Source organism: Sphingobacterium paucimobilis HER1398 (genome assembly GCF_000416985.1).
GTDB lineage: Bacteria > Bacteroidota > Bacteroidia > Sphingobacteriales > Sphingobacteriaceae > Sphingobacterium > Sphingobacterium paucimobilis.
The window spans coordinates 18,314-34,461 of sequence record NZ_ATDL01000018.1; the positions used below are offsets into that span (position 1 = coordinate 18,314).

Annotated in this window: 11 protein-coding genes and 1 riboswitch; of the genes, 5 read left to right on the forward strand and 6 right to left on the reverse strand. The window is 41.6% G+C overall.

Annotated features, from left to right (window positions below; translation table 11 throughout):
• Genes M472_RS39365 through M472_RS39370 form a run of 3 tightly spaced genes read right to left on the reverse strand, consistent with a single transcriptional unit; the run spans nucleotide 1 to nucleotide 7,166 of the window.
• Complete coding sequence (locus M472_RS39365) at nucleotides 1-3,375, reverse strand: SusC/RagA family TonB-linked outer membrane protein (RefSeq protein ID WP_021071504.1); 3,375 nt, start codon at nucleotides 3,373-3,375, stop codon at nucleotides 1-3.
• Nucleotides 3,362-5,626 (reverse strand): S9 family peptidase, encoded by a 2,265-nt coding sequence (locus M472_RS0122995; protein WP_021071505.1) that lies wholly within the window; start codon nucleotides 5,624-5,626, stop codon nucleotides 3,362-3,364. Before M472_RS0122995 ends, M472_RS39365 begins: the two co-directional genes overlap by 14 nt.
• Entirely contained in the window at nucleotides 5,613-7,166 is a 1,554-nt protein-coding gene (locus tag M472_RS39370; RefSeq protein WP_021071506.1) for a S8 family serine peptidase, read from the reverse strand. The genes M472_RS0122995 and M472_RS39370 overlap by 14 nt, the downstream gene beginning before the upstream one ends.
• A 525-nt stretch (nucleotides 7,167-7,691) precedes the next feature.
• Here M472_RS39370 and M472_RS39375 point away from each other — a divergent pair.
• The gene (locus M472_RS39375; RefSeq protein WP_021071507.1) at nucleotides 7,692-8,768 is read left to right on the forward strand and encodes a baeRF3 domain-containing protein; all 1,077 of its coding nucleotides are present in this window, start codon (nucleotides 7,692-7,694) and stop codon (nucleotides 8,766-8,768) included.
• 112 nt (nucleotides 8,769-8,880) lie between these two features.
• On the opposite strand, the gene M472_RS39380 is transcribed toward M472_RS39375, so the two are convergent.
• Together M472_RS39380 and M472_RS39385 are read right to left on the reverse strand one after the other, a co-directional pair.
• Complete coding sequence (locus M472_RS39380) at nucleotides 8,881-10,002, reverse strand: clostripain-related cysteine peptidase (RefSeq protein ID WP_031301920.1); 1,122 nt, start codon at nucleotides 10,000-10,002, stop codon at nucleotides 8,881-8,883.
• A 5-nt stretch (nucleotides 10,003-10,007) separates the two neighbouring features.
• A complete protein-coding gene (locus M472_RS39385; protein WP_021071509.1) occupies nucleotides 10,008-10,481 on the reverse strand; it encodes a hypothetical protein in 474 nt (157 codons plus the stop codon).
• 237 nt (nucleotides 10,482-10,718) lie between these two features.
• Nucleotides 10,719-10,821, forward strand: a riboswitch (SAM riboswitch).
• Nucleotides 10,822-11,042: 221 nt separating this feature from the next.
• Here M472_RS39385 and M472_RS39390 point away from each other — a divergent pair.
• The gene (locus M472_RS39390) at nucleotides 11,043-11,567 is read left to right on the forward strand and encodes an OsmC family protein (RefSeq protein ID WP_021071510.1); all 525 of its coding nucleotides are present in this window, start codon (nucleotides 11,043-11,045) and stop codon (nucleotides 11,565-11,567) included.
• 142 nt (nucleotides 11,568-11,709) lie between these two features.
• Nucleotides 11,710-11,931, forward strand: a complete 222-nt coding sequence (locus M472_RS39395; protein ID WP_235049524.1) for a DUF1456 family protein — start codon at nucleotides 11,710-11,712, stop codon at nucleotides 11,929-11,931.
• An 18-nt stretch (nucleotides 11,932-11,949) separates the two neighbouring features.
• Here M472_RS39395 and M472_RS39400 read toward each other — a convergent pair whose 3' ends face one another.
• Nucleotides 11,950-12,714: a hypothetical protein gene (locus M472_RS39400; RefSeq protein WP_144062762.1), complete on the reverse strand. Its 765-nt coding sequence runs from the start codon at nucleotides 12,712-12,714 to the stop codon at nucleotides 11,950-11,952.
• A 263-nt stretch (nucleotides 12,715-12,977) separates the two neighbouring features.
• On the opposite strand from M472_RS39400, the gene M472_RS45815 reads away from it, so the two are divergent.
• Both M472_RS45815 and M472_RS39405 read left to right on the forward strand, forming a co-directional pair.
• Nucleotides 12,978-13,505, forward strand: coding sequence for a carboxypeptidase-like regulatory domain-containing protein (locus M472_RS45815; RefSeq protein ID WP_235049525.1), 528 nt, complete (start codon nucleotides 12,978-12,980; stop codon nucleotides 13,503-13,505).
• On the forward strand, nucleotides 13,399-16,140 hold the full coding sequence (locus M472_RS39405; RefSeq protein WP_021071513.1) for a SusC/RagA family TonB-linked outer membrane protein: 2,742 nt from the start codon (nucleotides 13,399-13,401) through the stop codon (nucleotides 16,138-16,140). Before M472_RS45815 ends, M472_RS39405 begins: the two co-directional genes overlap by 107 nt.
• Nucleotides 16,141-16,148 lie beyond the last annotated feature (8 nt).

Consider the following 16,148-nt stretch of genomic DNA (forward strand, 5'->3'; position numbering starts at 1 on the left):
TTAAAATCCAATATTTAAACCAAACGAGAACGAACGCGTCAATGGATACACTGCTCCTGGCGTTTCTGGGTCTATTCCGTCATAGTTTGTGATGGTAAATAAGTTACTAGCTGAGAAGTTAAGACCAGCACTACTCAATCTTATTTTTTTCAATAAAGCCTCTCTGAAATTATATCCGATATGAACCGACCCAAAACGTACATAAGACACATTTTTCAACATAGATGCTCTTGTGATTGTACTAGAAGTTGGATTCGTCTGCTCCAAGCCCAGTGGTGCAGCATAGTGGTCTATAAGACGAGGATAAGCATCAGTAATTGGGTTCTCCGCTGTCCATACATTCGCTCGATCCTTATTTACATTCAAATGATGTAAGTATAAGTCATTATAGCTCGTAGGGATGGGTTCACGAGTATTAGATCCAGTCTTCTCGATTGAATTGTAGTTAGTTACCGGATTAACCTCATCTAAGATTTTATTTCCAAAACTGAAGTTTCCACCCACTGAGATAGACCATTCTTTATACTGTGCCCCAGTACTAAATCCTCCGGATACGGGAGCTGTACTCGTACCTAGGTAGAAAACGTAGTTATTAGGATCTCTTAAATCGGAAAATGACTCGATAACTGCGTCTGGTCTTACAGCATACTTGTATATTCCAGTGTTTGGGTCAATACCAATAGTCTTACCAGAGAAAATACTATTTAATGGATAATTGATCTGCTGGTTTGAGGTTGCACTAATTGCCCCTGTAGCTGTAGTGAACTTAGTTAATTTATTCTGATTGTATGCTCCATTGACCGATACTGTCCACTTAAAGTCTTCTTTCTTTATTAAGACACCACCTAACGTAAGTTCTAAACCCGAGTTCTCTACAGCAGATGTGTTGAAATTTTGAATCGTAAACCCTGTTGTTGAAGCAACTTGTAATGTCGTAACTAAGTCGGTACTATTACGTTTATAATACTCGAACAAACCAGTAATACGATTCTTTAAAAGTCCAAAATCTAAAGCTACCTTATAATCTTGTGTTTTCTCCCAACGCAAATTTTTGTTCGGGGCATTACCGATAGAGCCCATACGGTAGTAATCGTTATAAGATTTGCGGTAGCTGTTGAGGTAATCCATAATCAACTGTGGGTATACTGTACGATTGATATTACCCGTAAATCCAGTTGCCGCTTTCAAGCTCAAACTGCTAAAAACAGAAGAGATAGACTCGAAAAAATCTTCTTGATCGATGTTCCATGCCACACCCGCAGACCAAGTTGGGTTAAACTGTTGATTAGATCCAAAGTTGTTCGAGCCATCGGTACGTCCTGTTAGGCTCAATGTATACTTACGATCATAGTTATAGTCGGCAGAGACATAGAAGGAAGCAAATGCATCCTGAACACGTGTCTGTCCAGATAGTCCGTCTACCATTGCTGCATACGCAATATAGCCATTGTAATCCACCTTGTCGCTTCCTATTGGAGCTGGTGGTATCGGCATAGATGAGTTGCCCGTCACTTCGTCATAGCCATATCGTTTAGCAAAAATAGATTTTGCACGTTGCGAGCGGATTTCCGACCCCGCCAAGGCAGAGATATGGTGCTTACCTTTTAAGAAATTGCCTATCTCAAACTGCCCCCGTAGCATATAACTCGAGTTGTTGGAGGAGGTCTGTGTTATTGAGCCGTATTGACGTTTCGACGGATAGGAGTCAAAATAAAGACGATCTCTAAATGCTGCACCTGTGTAGCGACCATTGATATTATCTGATTGGTTATTCGTATACGAATATGAAGCAATTCCAGAAAAACGCAGTAAGTCTGTGATTTTATACCCGACATTCGCTGTGATTGTTCCGGAGTAATTGTCCGTCTTACCATGCGTCTCGTTAATCTCCCTCATGATATTATAACCATTTGGTGGAGTATAAATATCGTATCCACCACCATTGTATTCTTTTAGGCTATAGAAAGTGCGGTCATTGCGATAGGATCCATCTTCATTATAAAGGCGTTCATAGGGGTTGGCAAAATAAGCATACTTGAATAAATCCTGTCCGACAGAAGGTTCTTTAGAGGTCTGTGCTGCAAGATCTGTATTTAAGCCAATAGACAAACGGTCATTTGGTGTGATATCAATCTTTGCAGATAGGTTATAACGATCGTGCGAAGTCTTCTTTACTAGACCATTATTTGTTCCATAACCGGTTGATATATAATATCTGTTGCGCTCATTACCTCCAGACATACTTAGGTAATGGCTTTGTGATAGCGAGTTCTGGAAAAGCTCGTCAAACCAGTCCGTGGTATGAGCTCCAGCTTTCTGTAATACTTCGTTTTGCTCTTCCAAACTCAACCCAGCATACTCTCCTTTACCAGCTCTGACTGTACCTACCAATCCAATTGTGGGATACTGTGTGTTATTTTCAAAACCAGTTTTCGAAAAGCGTTTCCATAGCTCCTCTTCCCACGCAATCTTCTCTTCCGAATTCATCAGATCCATCATGCGTTGTGGACGGGCATTCACCGAGAAGTAGTTTGAGTAGCTCGTCTGCATCCGTCCGGCTTTACCCCTTTTGGTCGTTACCACGATAACTCCGCCCGCTGCACGCGAACCGTAAATTGCCGCTGCAGAAGCATCTTTTAACACCGTCACACTCTCGATATCATTGGCGTTTATTCCTGCCAACCCACCAGAGAAAATAGCATTAAAATCACCATTTTTGATCTGTGATGAAGAAATCGTTGGTATATCCTTTTGCAAAGGCACACCATCGACAACCCATAGTGGTTCCGCATTTCCGGTAATGGTATTTGCACCACGTATACGCACTTGCGAACTTTCTCCAGGTCTTCCCGACACCGATTTAATACTTACCCCTGCTACCTTACCTTGCAGTAGCTTATCAACGTTAAATAAAGGTTGATCTTTCAGTTTATCGCCATCCACAACAGCGACAGACCCTGTAGTGCGTCGGGTTGTCGTTTGCCCATATCCCGTAACCACCACCTCACCGATATTGATATCGTAAGAGCGCATTCTAACTTTAAGTGTCTTGTCAGAAGCGACAGTAATTTCTACAGGCTCCATGGTGATAAATGACACACGCACCTTAGTCCCTTTCGCTACGGTTACAGTAAAGTTTCCATCTGTATCGGTAACTAATTGCTGATTGCTACCGAGCACCGTAATTGTTGCTCCAGGTATAGTATTGTCATATTCATCGACAACTTTTCCTTTCACCGTAATCTGCTGTTTCTGTACAACAGTACTGTTCTCTTGAGCATAAGCTATTCCAGTACCGACCTGAGCGATCGATCCCCACAGCAGCAAAGCCATGAGTTTACTGGGATAGCGCCTCGTTTGGCTACTCTTCTTCATTCTTTGTAGTTAAATGGTTTTTAAAGTAATTATGAATTAGGTTCTGATAATAAGCATCTCCTAGACCGTGATCTTTCCCCGGAAGTACCATCATATCAAAATATTTGTTAGCTTTTATTAGTGCATTGGCCAACCTAAAAGTATTTGCTGGGTGCACATTGATATCGACATCGCCTGTGATCAACAGCAGCTTTCCTTCCAACCTAGAAGCTAGTTCCACAGCCGTCGGGATATACCCCTTTTTGCCGTCAGGGCTCAACCCATGATACGTTTCTCCCCACCATTGCGTGTAGATATTAGGATCGTAATTGCCAGATGCAGCCACAGCAACCTTGTAAAACTTGGGATAAGTCAATATAGCCGTCGCCGACATAAATCCTCCTCCCGAGTGCCCAAATATACCTACACGATCCAAGTCCATATAAGGTCTATCTTTAGCTAAACTTTCCAAGGTCAATTTATTGTCTTCCAACGCATAATCGCGCATATTCCCATAGCTATAGCTATGGAATTTCAATCCCCTGTAGGGAGAAGATCCCCGCGAAGGCAACTGTACCACCACGTATCCCAAATCCGCCAAACTTTGATGATAGTTGTCGTCTATCACAAAACTATGGGGTACAAAATCATCTTGCGGTCCTGGATAAACAGAAGCTATTACAGGGTATTTTCTGCTTGGATCTAAGTCTTTAGGAGTATATATCAGTCCATAGAGATTAGTCGCCCCATCGGCAGCCTGTGCAGTCACTTGCTCTGGAGCATGCCAACCTGTAGCTGTCAATGCGTTCATGTCCGCATGTCCCAGGTTCAGTAGCAATCGGCCGGAAGTATCACGTAATTCATAAGCAGCCGCTTTATTGATCGATGAATACTGATTGAGCAGATAACGTTTATTATCCGACAGCGTTATACTGTGCTGAACTCCCGGAGCTGCCGTCAAAACCTTACCACTTTCACTCCTTATGTCAGCACGTAAATATTGTCTGAGATACGGATTGTTGTTAGTCTCGAATCCATACACATCGATAAAGAGTGCATTAGAAACAGTATCAAGGTAATGAATACCGCCCGCCACATAGTCACCCGAGGGGCCCACTCTGTTCAATAAGTTTCCTGACAGGTCATATCTATAGTATTTACCAAAACCAGTGCGCTCAGACCAAAAGAGGATATCATTAGACCTTTCCAATATATGTACACTGAAAAGTTGCTCATTGATATGAGGCGTAGTTTTCTCTTTGATCAACACCTTTACTTTAGCCGATGCAAAATCCAGGCGACACAACTCCACCACATCATTTCGTCTGTTTCTGCGAAGAAAATAAACTCCTTCCGAATCAGTCCCTAGCCGAGGTGCAAAAAGATATGTTCTTCCATTAACGAGTTGTCCTGGTAGTATTAGACGTTGATCCTTTTCTACGATACTATTGACCAATCGTCTTTCTTGCGTTTTCGAGTTCCAGATTTCTATGCTGTACGTTGAAGTCTCTGCGTCGCCAGGCATCGGAAACTTATAAGTTCGAGTTACCGGGGCCGGTTGTTGCAGGCTATTGATCACGCTCATATCATCGATCATGCGCTTGTCTTCCCGTACAGAAACTATATAATCACCGGCCCATATCGCATTCGTACCCGATGGTTTGCTGGAATCCTGAGCGGCAGTGGCCGAAGTGTTAAAGGAAAAGTCTATCTCTCCATCATTGGTCATGCAGACCGCTTCGCTGGCATCCTTTTTCTTTAGGTAAAGCTGATTGCCCTGCGCAAAAATATACATCGAACTGTCAGCGTTGAATTTCTGCCAATACGGAGTAGCGACTATGCTCCGCTTTGTTTTCCCCGACACCTCTTTTTTAAGCATCTCCAACTTCGTTAGAGTTCGCTTCTTCCAGTCATAACGATAAGTTTCCCCTTGGTGATTAAACTGGATTTGGTTACTTTTTTGTGTAGGTTCTATCCGGTATAACTTCCAATTTTTTAGATTTGCTACGCCTTCTTTTTCTAATGCGCGTTTGACGTCAGCTTCATCAAATAGAAATTCTGTAGTCTTCTGTATAGCGCTTCCCCTATAAAAAGAAGTACCATTGGGGGTATCCCAACGGTAGTAAAATGTATTCTCGTACCACTCTAGACTCAAGCTCGAGTTCAATACCAATGAGCCTGCAGACTCATACTTGAACGGTGAAGGAGGCTGTTGCGCCAAGGCTTGGCTAAAAAAAGCCAAGCCTATAATAAATATCTTATTTCCCCACATAGTCTTTTGCTATTTTTAATGCATCCAAAAGATTAGCGGTACCAGGTACTATAGCTTGCCCTTCCAGTTCGCTTGTTGTATTACGCAGTGCCGATGACTTGATGATGTCGGCTACTTCATATGCTTTTAGCTTGGGATAAGCTCCCCATACAACAGCCCCTATACCAGATACAATAGGTGCTGAAAAAGAAGTACCACTTGCAGTACCATACTCATTAGCCGTCATCGTAGAAGTTACTTTATCACCAGGTGCAAATAGATGTACGTTCTTGCTTCCAAAATTGGAGAACTTAGCGCGGCTTCCTGTGCGTGTCGATGCGCCCACCATCAGGTACGAATCTTGTTTCTTCTTGATGACCGATGGTGCTTCCGGATACTTAGTCACCACATCGAGATCTTTAGCATCATTTCCGGCTGCTTGTACAACGAGTACATTTTTTTTAAGAGCATACTGCATAGCATCAGTTACCCATTTTGAATGTGGCGAAAAGTATTTACCAAAGCTCATGTTAATAATATTGGCACCGTGATCTACAGCAAAACGAATAGCAAGAGCTACATCCTTATCAAACTCATCACCATCCGGAACTGCACGGATCCCCATAAGCAAAGCATTCTCAGCTATCCCATCTATACCTATACCATTATTACGCGCCGCACCGATAAGGCCAGCTACAAATGTACCGTGATAGCTGCTCGAATCCACAAGTTGACTGTTTCCATAATATTTGTCTTTGATATTATCCTGTTTATCGCCTATACTATCTCTAGGGTTCGACGTATTATTCAAGCTCTCAATACGTTTCACGGCAGTCAAATACTCACTTTTTTGAAAATCAAATATGGTCCCCCAACTGGTGGTATCAGCGAATTTATAGCTGGAGCGTACAGCAGCGTCGATATATTGTTGTGCGGTCGTATCCGCATTTTTCAAACTACCAACTTCTTTAAGGGGAATTGCATTATGGTTTGATGAAGTCAAAGCCAATAAGGAATCCGTCAAAGCATAAGCCTCATAAGTAAGCTTGATATACGGAAAGAAATTTAGATAGCCCTGAATCTTAGAATCCGCCTTTACAGCTAAGAAATATTCGAATTCCTTGAGGTCTTCAGCTTTTGTAAAGTTTTCACGCTTTTTACCTTCATACTTAGGACGCAGTCTTTTATATTCTCTAAAAGATTCTGTACCAACCTTCGTAATGAGTTGTCCATCCTTCGTTCCCAGGTAATTCCAACCATGATTTGCATTCGGGTAATGTTTGTTATTGGCATTGGGATTCTGCCATAACTTCATTTTAAGATCTTCGTGGTTTACATCCAGGTCACCATCGATCACAGCGACAATGATAGGTTTCAGATTTACATTTTCTTTTTTCAGCCACTGGTAAGCGTCTAGCGTAGATACCCCCCATACTTGAGTTGTATTTCTGTTTTCGTGATGCCAGTTTTTTGAAATAGATGTAGTAGTAGTTTGTGACCAGCCTATCTGTATAGAAAAAACAGATACAAGTACGCAGGCCAAGTTGCGAATCGTATTCATTATATAGTGCGATTGGGTTAAAAACAATCGCTAATGTAAGCAATAAAAAAACCAAAACAGGCATAAAAGCGCAAGGTTTGATTCAAAAAAATAAGCACGAAACACCCATATAGTTGTTTATCAAACCAATAAGATGATGCAAGAGACCTAAATGTTACATTAAAAAGACTTTAAAAACACACAACTCACTCATATAATGCATCATACACTTATTGAAAAACAATAAGTAAATAATCAACTATTGCTATTATAAAACAATTTGTATAAGCATTTTTTAGCCACTGCAACTACTTTTTCACGATCTTACATAAAACTGCACTATTACTGAATCAAGCAGATAGATTAATATCGCGCATACAAATTGCTAAATCAGCCTATTCGAACATCCTCACGACAGCAGAGGTTAAAGGAATAAGTCTTTTTCTTGTATTCGTAGCATAGACACATATAGAGTTTTTAAAACATTTACATTATTTTCATGTTCTATCCTATATATACTAGTATTAACGATTAACTTCTTTATCTATGACATTACAACAACAGCTCCACGAGCTTGCCGAACAACGATCTGAAATCTCCGTAACGTTATCTTTCAATACCCACCGTACACATCCGGATAGCGCCCAGGATTCCATTATGCTAAAAAATATAGTCAACGAAGCCAAACAATCTGTCATCCTACAATTTGACAAAAAAAAAGCGCAACCTATTTTGGATCGTTTAGATCGGTTGATCAACCAGGTCGATGTACGTCACAACTTAGAGAGTCTACATGCCTTCGTCAATGCAGAAAGTACGGCTATAGTTCGGTCTCCTTGGTCCTTGGACAAAAACAGCATTACAATAGGTGAAAGGTTTGCGATTGCGCCTTTGCTAAAAATGGCAAACCGAAACTATGAGTATTATATATTGGTCTTATCCAAAAACACAACACAGGTCTTCCGCGTCATAGCAGACAAAGTGATCGATGAGGTAAAAAATGAGCACTTCCCCTTTGAAAATCCTTTATTCATTCCAGAAGCGGTAAGACGCAGCGATGCTAGAACAGTCGATAATCATGTACGCGAATATTTCAATCATGTGGACAAAGGGGTAGTCGAATTGAACAAAGCAAGTGGGATGTCTTTCCTTGTTGTCAGTCTAGAAGAAAACTACACTGTTTTGCAACAAGTTGCCGACAGAAAGGGTATTTATTTGGGTCACAGCGCCATCGATTACAACCATGTTGCTCCCCATGAATTAGCAAAACAGGCATGGGATAAAGTATCCCAGATCCAGCATCAGGAACGAGCACAGGCTATTGAACAATTAATGAGTGGCGTATCCCAAGGTCGGGTTTTAACAGATCTCCAAGAAATATATAGAGCATCCATAAACGGAAATGCAGAACTCTTAATTGTTCACGAAGATTTTCAGCAAGCAGTGACCAAAATCGGCGAACAAGAGATCAAACTAATCGACAAAAAAGACAGTTCACCTATGGACTATGACATTATAAGTGCTATAGCTTGGAACATACGCTCCAAAAATGGTCGGGTAATATTTACCCAGCAGGATCAACTCAAAGACCTTGGAAACATAGCATTGCTGACTAGATATTAAATAAATACAAAAAAAAGCAACACACTGTGGACTGATCACATGGTGTTGCTTTTCTATTATCTGATATCAACAACTCTCTTATCCCTCGATATCAAAAGATAATACTATCCGTCTAATTCCAAAACATTCGGTGAAATTCCGCATCCCTAGACCATTGCAACGTTTCATAAAAAGGCAATAAGTTATATTCGCGCTGCACAGGGACATAACACGACAGCCCTGAAAAAGCAGTTATCGGAGTACCCAGAAAATGTGACGTACTTGCCTTAAAGATCACCGCCTCACCTATCGCCTGCTTCAATTCGATCAACTCATTATCGGGGAAACTCTTTTCCAGCATATCGACAAAATCAAATGCTGGCGTGATAGAAAACGGATCCATATCCAGGCGCTGAATCTTCTGACGATCTATTTGAGGGATCATCCCACTATTATCAACCAACAGACGTTTAGTTTCCTGAGCGACCTTTGCTAGGGATTCAGTAGCAACCAAAGAAAAAGTAGCTGACCTTTCCAACCCCTCTTTCGTTTCATAATAGTCTACGTAAGCTTTTGCTACCGACATAAGTCCCTGTTTTACATCTCTTTCAAACAAGAAGGTACTGATATGATGATAAGGCATCCCTACACTCAGCACTTCGGTTGGCGAAGCTAAGATGTAAGGCGTTACCTGACGCAACTCATAAAGAACTTCCACTGAGGCCATGGAACAAGCGTCAAAGATCAAAAAATCCAATCCTTGAGGCAATGCCGTTTTAAGATCCTGAACATCCATACTTTCCCGGTTATCGTCACCAAATGAACGGGTGCGCGGTGCCGCATAAGCTGACGCTGAAGCCCAATTCGTTGCATGGGACCACAGAATCGCTCCATACGATTCCGCAGGGGCAAGTCTCTTCATGTCGTCAAAAATCATCTTCATCACTGTAGGATCCGAAGAGTTATGATCGCCATAAGTTTTCAGCACCTTACTACGAATATCAGGAGTATTGTCTGCCACCACCTCGTACAATTTAGGAGCCTGACCAAATATCCGCGCATAGACAATCAACTTGCCCTCATTTCCCCTAAAGCTCTCCTCCATCTGATTCAGATTAACATAGGCATCCGATGCTAAATCATTATTAGCGGCCATATACACCATTACCGTTCTGTAATTTGTCGGTATCGGCTCATCCTTTGCACAGCTCCAAAGGAGCAACGTAGTCAAAATAAAAGTATATACAATCCTCATGAGCATTAGTCTTTCTTAAAATGATCCATCTGTCGTTTAGCTTCGGCACGTATTAATGCCAGTTCTCTATCCGACTCTTTCTGTATCTTTTCGAGACTCTCTTCCATGGACTGTCTCAGTGCATCAATATCCTTTTTGAGCTCTAACGACTTTCTCTTGTTAAAACGTTCCAGATAATACCCAGCAGCAGCAATCACGACAGAAACAATAATTCCCATCAAAACCAACAAGTAGTTTAATGTACGATGAAATTCCTCCATCCCCTCTTTATGGAAACTGATAATATCAGCAACATTCTGTTTACTTAGTTCCAGGTTATCTTCTTTCAGATCGAGTTCTCTGATCTTGGCATCTATCTTATGTTCGTACAATTGCATCTGGGCCTCTATAGCATCGCGATTCAAGGGCGAAGATTGTTGTCCGTAAATAGGCGTTGTCATTATAAATGCAACGATCATAACAATATAAAGTTTCTTCATAGTAGGATGCTGTAATGTTTTAAAACTAGTGCTAATATAATAAAACTTTTATTATTCGCTTGGATTACCAACAGGCATAAACCGACACCGATAGTATTGGGAAAGCTCTAAAACACCAATCTAAAAAAACCATTACAAAAAAAACAAGAAAGAAGTAAGCACTAAAAAACTTCTTTTACAGAAAAAAAAAGTATACTTGCAATCTAATCACCGAAAGACCTCCTTAAAAAGAGTCTTGATTTATAAAGAAGTGGCGAGAGACAGGCTCTATGACCCGCTGGCAACCATCAAGAGATTGAACGGTGCTAATTCCTGTCCCAATTAAGGGAAAATATAAATAAAAGACATCATGAAAATCAACAACACTCCATCCTACACAGGATTAGACAGCACAGCGACAATCTGTAATACAGTGTATTACCATCGCATGTATATGCGCGTCTGCTAGTCCCCTATTTGGACACTCCCAGCTCCTGTACTTTACAGGATAACAATTGTTTATTTAATTGTAGTAACGTCATCACGTATGACTATTTCCCATTTAATTATATTTTATTTTTTATGTCAGAATTTGTAAAACAATCATTAGGTTCACTTATTCAAGAATTAAAGAACGATCCTGAGAAAGCAAAAGTCAGTTTTGAAGCCACTTCGGTATTGGAAGAAGGCGTACGCGTAAACAGTAGTGTTAGACAATTTGAATTCAAATTTGATGAGCCAGACTTACTGGGCGGTAAAGACGATGCACCCAATCCAGTAGAGTATGTGTTAGCATCCTTAGGCGCCTGTCAGGCAATTGTATATAGAGCTTTAGCTTCGTTAAAAGGGATACAACTCGACAGTGTTACAGTCAAGACCAGAGGCGACTTGGATCTCCAAGGTTTTTTAGGACTAGACAACACTATACGTCCTGGCTACGAGAGAATTGTCTTTGAAACCATAATCGTATCAAATGAAAGTTCCGACAAACTTGAAAGACTAGCAGAACAAGTAGATGCCATCTGCCCCGTCCTAGACATCGTCTCCAAACCCGTGAAGGTTGAAGGAAAACTAACCATCCAACGTGCCAACGAACTGGTAGGCTAGTGCTGTATTCCTAAGAACGCACCAAACAGATTCATGAATCCAAGGATTCATGAATCTGTTATTTAAAATTCACTTTGTTCTGACGCACTAATGGTTTTTACCATAGTTTTCCTATTTTTGCACGATGAGCAACAATGATATTATGAAAAAGCTGCGAGTAGCTTTAAAGTTTACCGATGATGACATCATTGAAGTACTATCTCTGGTAGACTTCAGGGTAACAAAGACCGAGTTGGGAGCTATATTCCGAAAAGAAGACCATCCCAACTTTAAACCTTGTGGCGACCAGCTGCTCCGCAATTTTCTTAACGGGTTAATTATTTACAAACGTGGTCCTAGGCCCAGTCCTCGCACCAGTTCCTAGAACAATTTACTTCCAATCTTAAATCTTACCTAACACAAAACCTAATCCAGCACCCAAGAAGAATCCTCTTCCGATTCCGTTGCTTTTAAAATCGAACCTAGACGTCTCGACGCCATCTGTAGTTTCGATGAGATGAGCCGTTGCCGCCTGCAAGGGCTGATGATAGCTGGCATGGAGTGCTACAAATGTCTTACGCCCCACATAATAATTGGTAGATAGTCCAACGTGTGCTGTGAACAGCGATGAATTCCTATCATAGGTCAGCTCATGTTTAGGGCCATCGCCTTTTACCTTCGATTTATAGGTATCTTTATCTCCAAGGTAGGTATCATAACCGATTCCTATACTCGGATGTAAGCTCCAGTTTCCCTGTTCTATTCGATATAGCGCTCCCAGTTCTATAGAAGGATTCACATAAGAGATCGGGCCAAAAATAGCATTCCCAAATTCCTCAAAAAAAGACTCCACGACATTTTGTTTATATCCTGTAGGTTTGATTTCCTTATAATAGTTCATATTGACCCCAGCATACCATCCAAACTTAGGAGCGAACAGATGTGTTGCACGGACTCCCAAGAAAGGAGATACCGTAGGTCTACTTCCAAAAATATCCGAATTCGACACATCCGCCCCTGGCGCTATATCAAAATTTGGTCCCAAAGTAAAATCCAACTTAAAACGAGGTTTAGATATCCGTTCCGATTCGATTTGCTGTGCATTCGCATTAGAAAGCATTAAAGCAGATCCTAAAAAAAGAAGTTTTGAAAAATGATTTAGTTTCATATAGTTAAGACATAACTTAATATTGATACGGTATATTGACTTTATGGGATAAAACGGTACCTACGACAAAAAGCTACATTACCTGTAAAAATTTATTGTATTTACTCCACAGCCTACAGCCAGCCGTAGACAGGCTACTAAAAATTGATTAATCAACACACATCAAAGAATTCAAATTAAAAAAATTACTTTTTAAAAATAAATCAACAATTATTGAAATAAATCCCTAACTTAATTGCGTACTAACAAACCTAATTATAAACATGAAGCACAAGCTACTAACAAGTCTAGCTATTTTAGCATGCGCCTCCCCACAGATCACACGTGCACAGCAGGTGGCTCTATCGGGAAAAGTCGTTGATTCTGCTGGCACCCCTCTTGCAGGTGTGACACTCAAAGTCAAAGGAACCAACACCGTTACTTCGACCAATGAAACAGGTCTATTCACCTTCAACGTCCCCCCTCGCAGTACAATTCTGGTTTCCGCTATAGGGTATGTATCACAGGAGTTGACTATTAGCTCCAAAAACACACTGATGGTCACCTTACTGCCCGACAACTCAAGCATCGACGAAGTGGTCGTCACAGCTTTGGGTATACAGCGTAATGCACGCTCGCTTGGCTATGCTGCCCAAAAAGTGAGTGCAGAAGATCTCACCGCCAATAAACAGACTAACGTTGTAAATGCCCTACAAGGGAAAGTTAGCAGGCGTAACCATATCCAGCACAGGAGGTGCGCCTGGACAAGGAGCCAACATACAGATCCGCGGAATCAACTCCATAGATCCTGATCGCGAAAACACCCCACTTTTTGTGATAGATGGTATCCTGATGGACAATTCGACATCAACTTCTGGCAACCGTGCTAAAGAACGCGGGATTAGCAACCGCGCCGTGGATATCAATCCCGATGATATCGAAACCATGAATATTCTAAAAGGCGGTGCTGCAACGGCATTATATGGTCTTAGAGGGGCTAATGGAGTGGTAATCATCACCACCAAATCCGGTAAGGAAGGTAAGCTTAAAATCAACTATTCCGGCCTGGCAGGCTTCGATAGAGCCAACAGATTTCCAGCGCTACAGAATGTGTATACCCAAGGCTGGGCGAATAAATATGATGCAGAATCCTTCTGGCCAGCATTTGGCCCTACGATTGCAGAAGCGAAAGCGATAGATCCGACCCATCCAGACAAATTGCGCAATCACTTCAAAGACGCCTTTGATACGGGCAATCAGTTCAAGAATAGTGTAGACCTTTCCGGCGGCAACGAATATTTGAACACCTTGGTTTCTCTTTCCCATCAGCAAGCAAAAGGCATTATGCCAGGGACAGACTTTAAGAACTTCTCCGGCCGGATGAACTCCAATTTTAAAGCCAGCGACAAATTGAAATTTGGGACAAATCTAAACATCAACAATTCAGGTGGTTTGCGTGGTCGTGCAGGACGATATATGGAGCAGCTGGTCTACTGGTCACATCGGCACGATATCCGAGAAGAGATATTCAAACCAGATGGTACGCCCGGAGGTTATAGTAGCGACAATGTGAATCCTATTGCACAATCAGAAACCAACCAATTTAGAGATGATGTGCTTCGATTTATCGGTAGCGTCAATACATCTTATAAACCCTTAAGCTGGCTCGACTTCAACTACAGATTTGGAGTAGACGCCTACCGTGATAATCGTAGAGTGACAGCTCCAGGAAAACAAGGATTACCAGGTGAATATGAACTTTCCAATAACGGCTTGTCCGCTTCTCCGGGGACAGGAATAATCGGGATATACGACACGCGATTCCGCACCATCAATAGTACATTCATGATCAATGCAACAAAGGACTTCGCTAATGGCCTATCCACCAGCCTACGTCTTGGTCATGAATTATACGACCGATCAAGCAATACCGAGAATAATGAAGGAGGAGATCTAAGCATTTACAATTGGTACAATATGAGCAATGCTAAGATTAGAGACGCTTGGACCGATGCTGAAAAATACCGCTTGATGGGTACATTCGGAGAATTGGCCCTATCCTACAACAACTACCTCTTTATGAATGTTACTGGCAGATGGGACAAAACTTCTTCGCTACTTCATCCTCGAAATTCATTTTTCTATCCCTCTATTACGGGTAGCTACGTTTTCAGCGAACATATGCCCAATAAAGACCTACTGTCTTATGGTAAACTGCGTCTATCCTATGCCAAGATCGGGAAAGATGCACTAGCCTACTCTACAAGCAATGGAAATGCTGTTTATAGAGAACTTCCGACGGGTTACACTGGATTTACCCGCTCGACATTATTAGGCGATGAACAACTACGCCCCGAGTTTACACAAACCTATGAGGCGGGTTTCGAACTGAAATTTTTCAATAATAGATTAGGGTTAGATGCAACATTCTACCAATCAACGAGTAAAGATCAAATACTCAAGATCCCGGTGTCTTCTACGACAGGCTATGTCACTGCAGCCATCAATGCTGGCGACATGCGCAATCGAGGTATAGAACTGACCTTAGATGGCACAGCGATCAATAAAGAGAACTATCGCTGGACATCAAGCTTCAACTTCTCCATGAACAGGAACAAAATCCTATCGCTTAATGCAGGCCTAGACGAAATATTGGTCCATGAAGAAAGTGGATTCCTTAGCAGTAATGTACAGATGAAACTGATACCAGGAGAATCCTACGGTGTACTGTATGGCCGTGCTTTACGTCGCTACTATAGTCCAGAAGAGATAGCTCAAGGGCTTGACAAAGGCACTAAAATAGACCCCAACCGTCCCCTTCTCATTGGCGCCAACGGTTTCCCCGTTCTGGACAATGCAGCGAATAAAAAGAAATTGGGCAATGTACAGCCAGATTGGATAGCAGGATGGAACAACAACTTTTCCTATAAAAACATCAGCGTTAATGTCCTTATCGATGCACGTATAGGTCAAGATCGGTACAATCAATTAGATAATTACTTCGCTGGATTTGGATATGCAGATTATACACTCAATCGGAACGACTATCGGGTATTTGAGGGAAAACTAGCAGACGGAACCTCCAATACAAAAGAGGTATGGCTCGGACAAGGCATCGACCCAAAGTCGAATACAGATTATAAAAACGGTTATTACAGAGATCTATACCGCGGTGTTTCCGAATATTTTGTGGAAGATGCCTCCTGGGTAAGATTACGATCGGTGTCGGTTAATTATAGCTTGCCTAAGAACTGGTTTGCCAAAACAAACTCCATTAAAAATGCTTCGATCGGACTGACGGGTAATAATCTAGCCCTTTGGACTAAGTACTCCGGATTAGACCCCGAAAGCACCTCCACCAATAGTGGTTCAAATATCGAGGGGTTTGCCGGAATGACATACCCGGCCGTTCGTAGTTTTATCATGAGTATCAACATCGGCTTTTAAATTCTAAA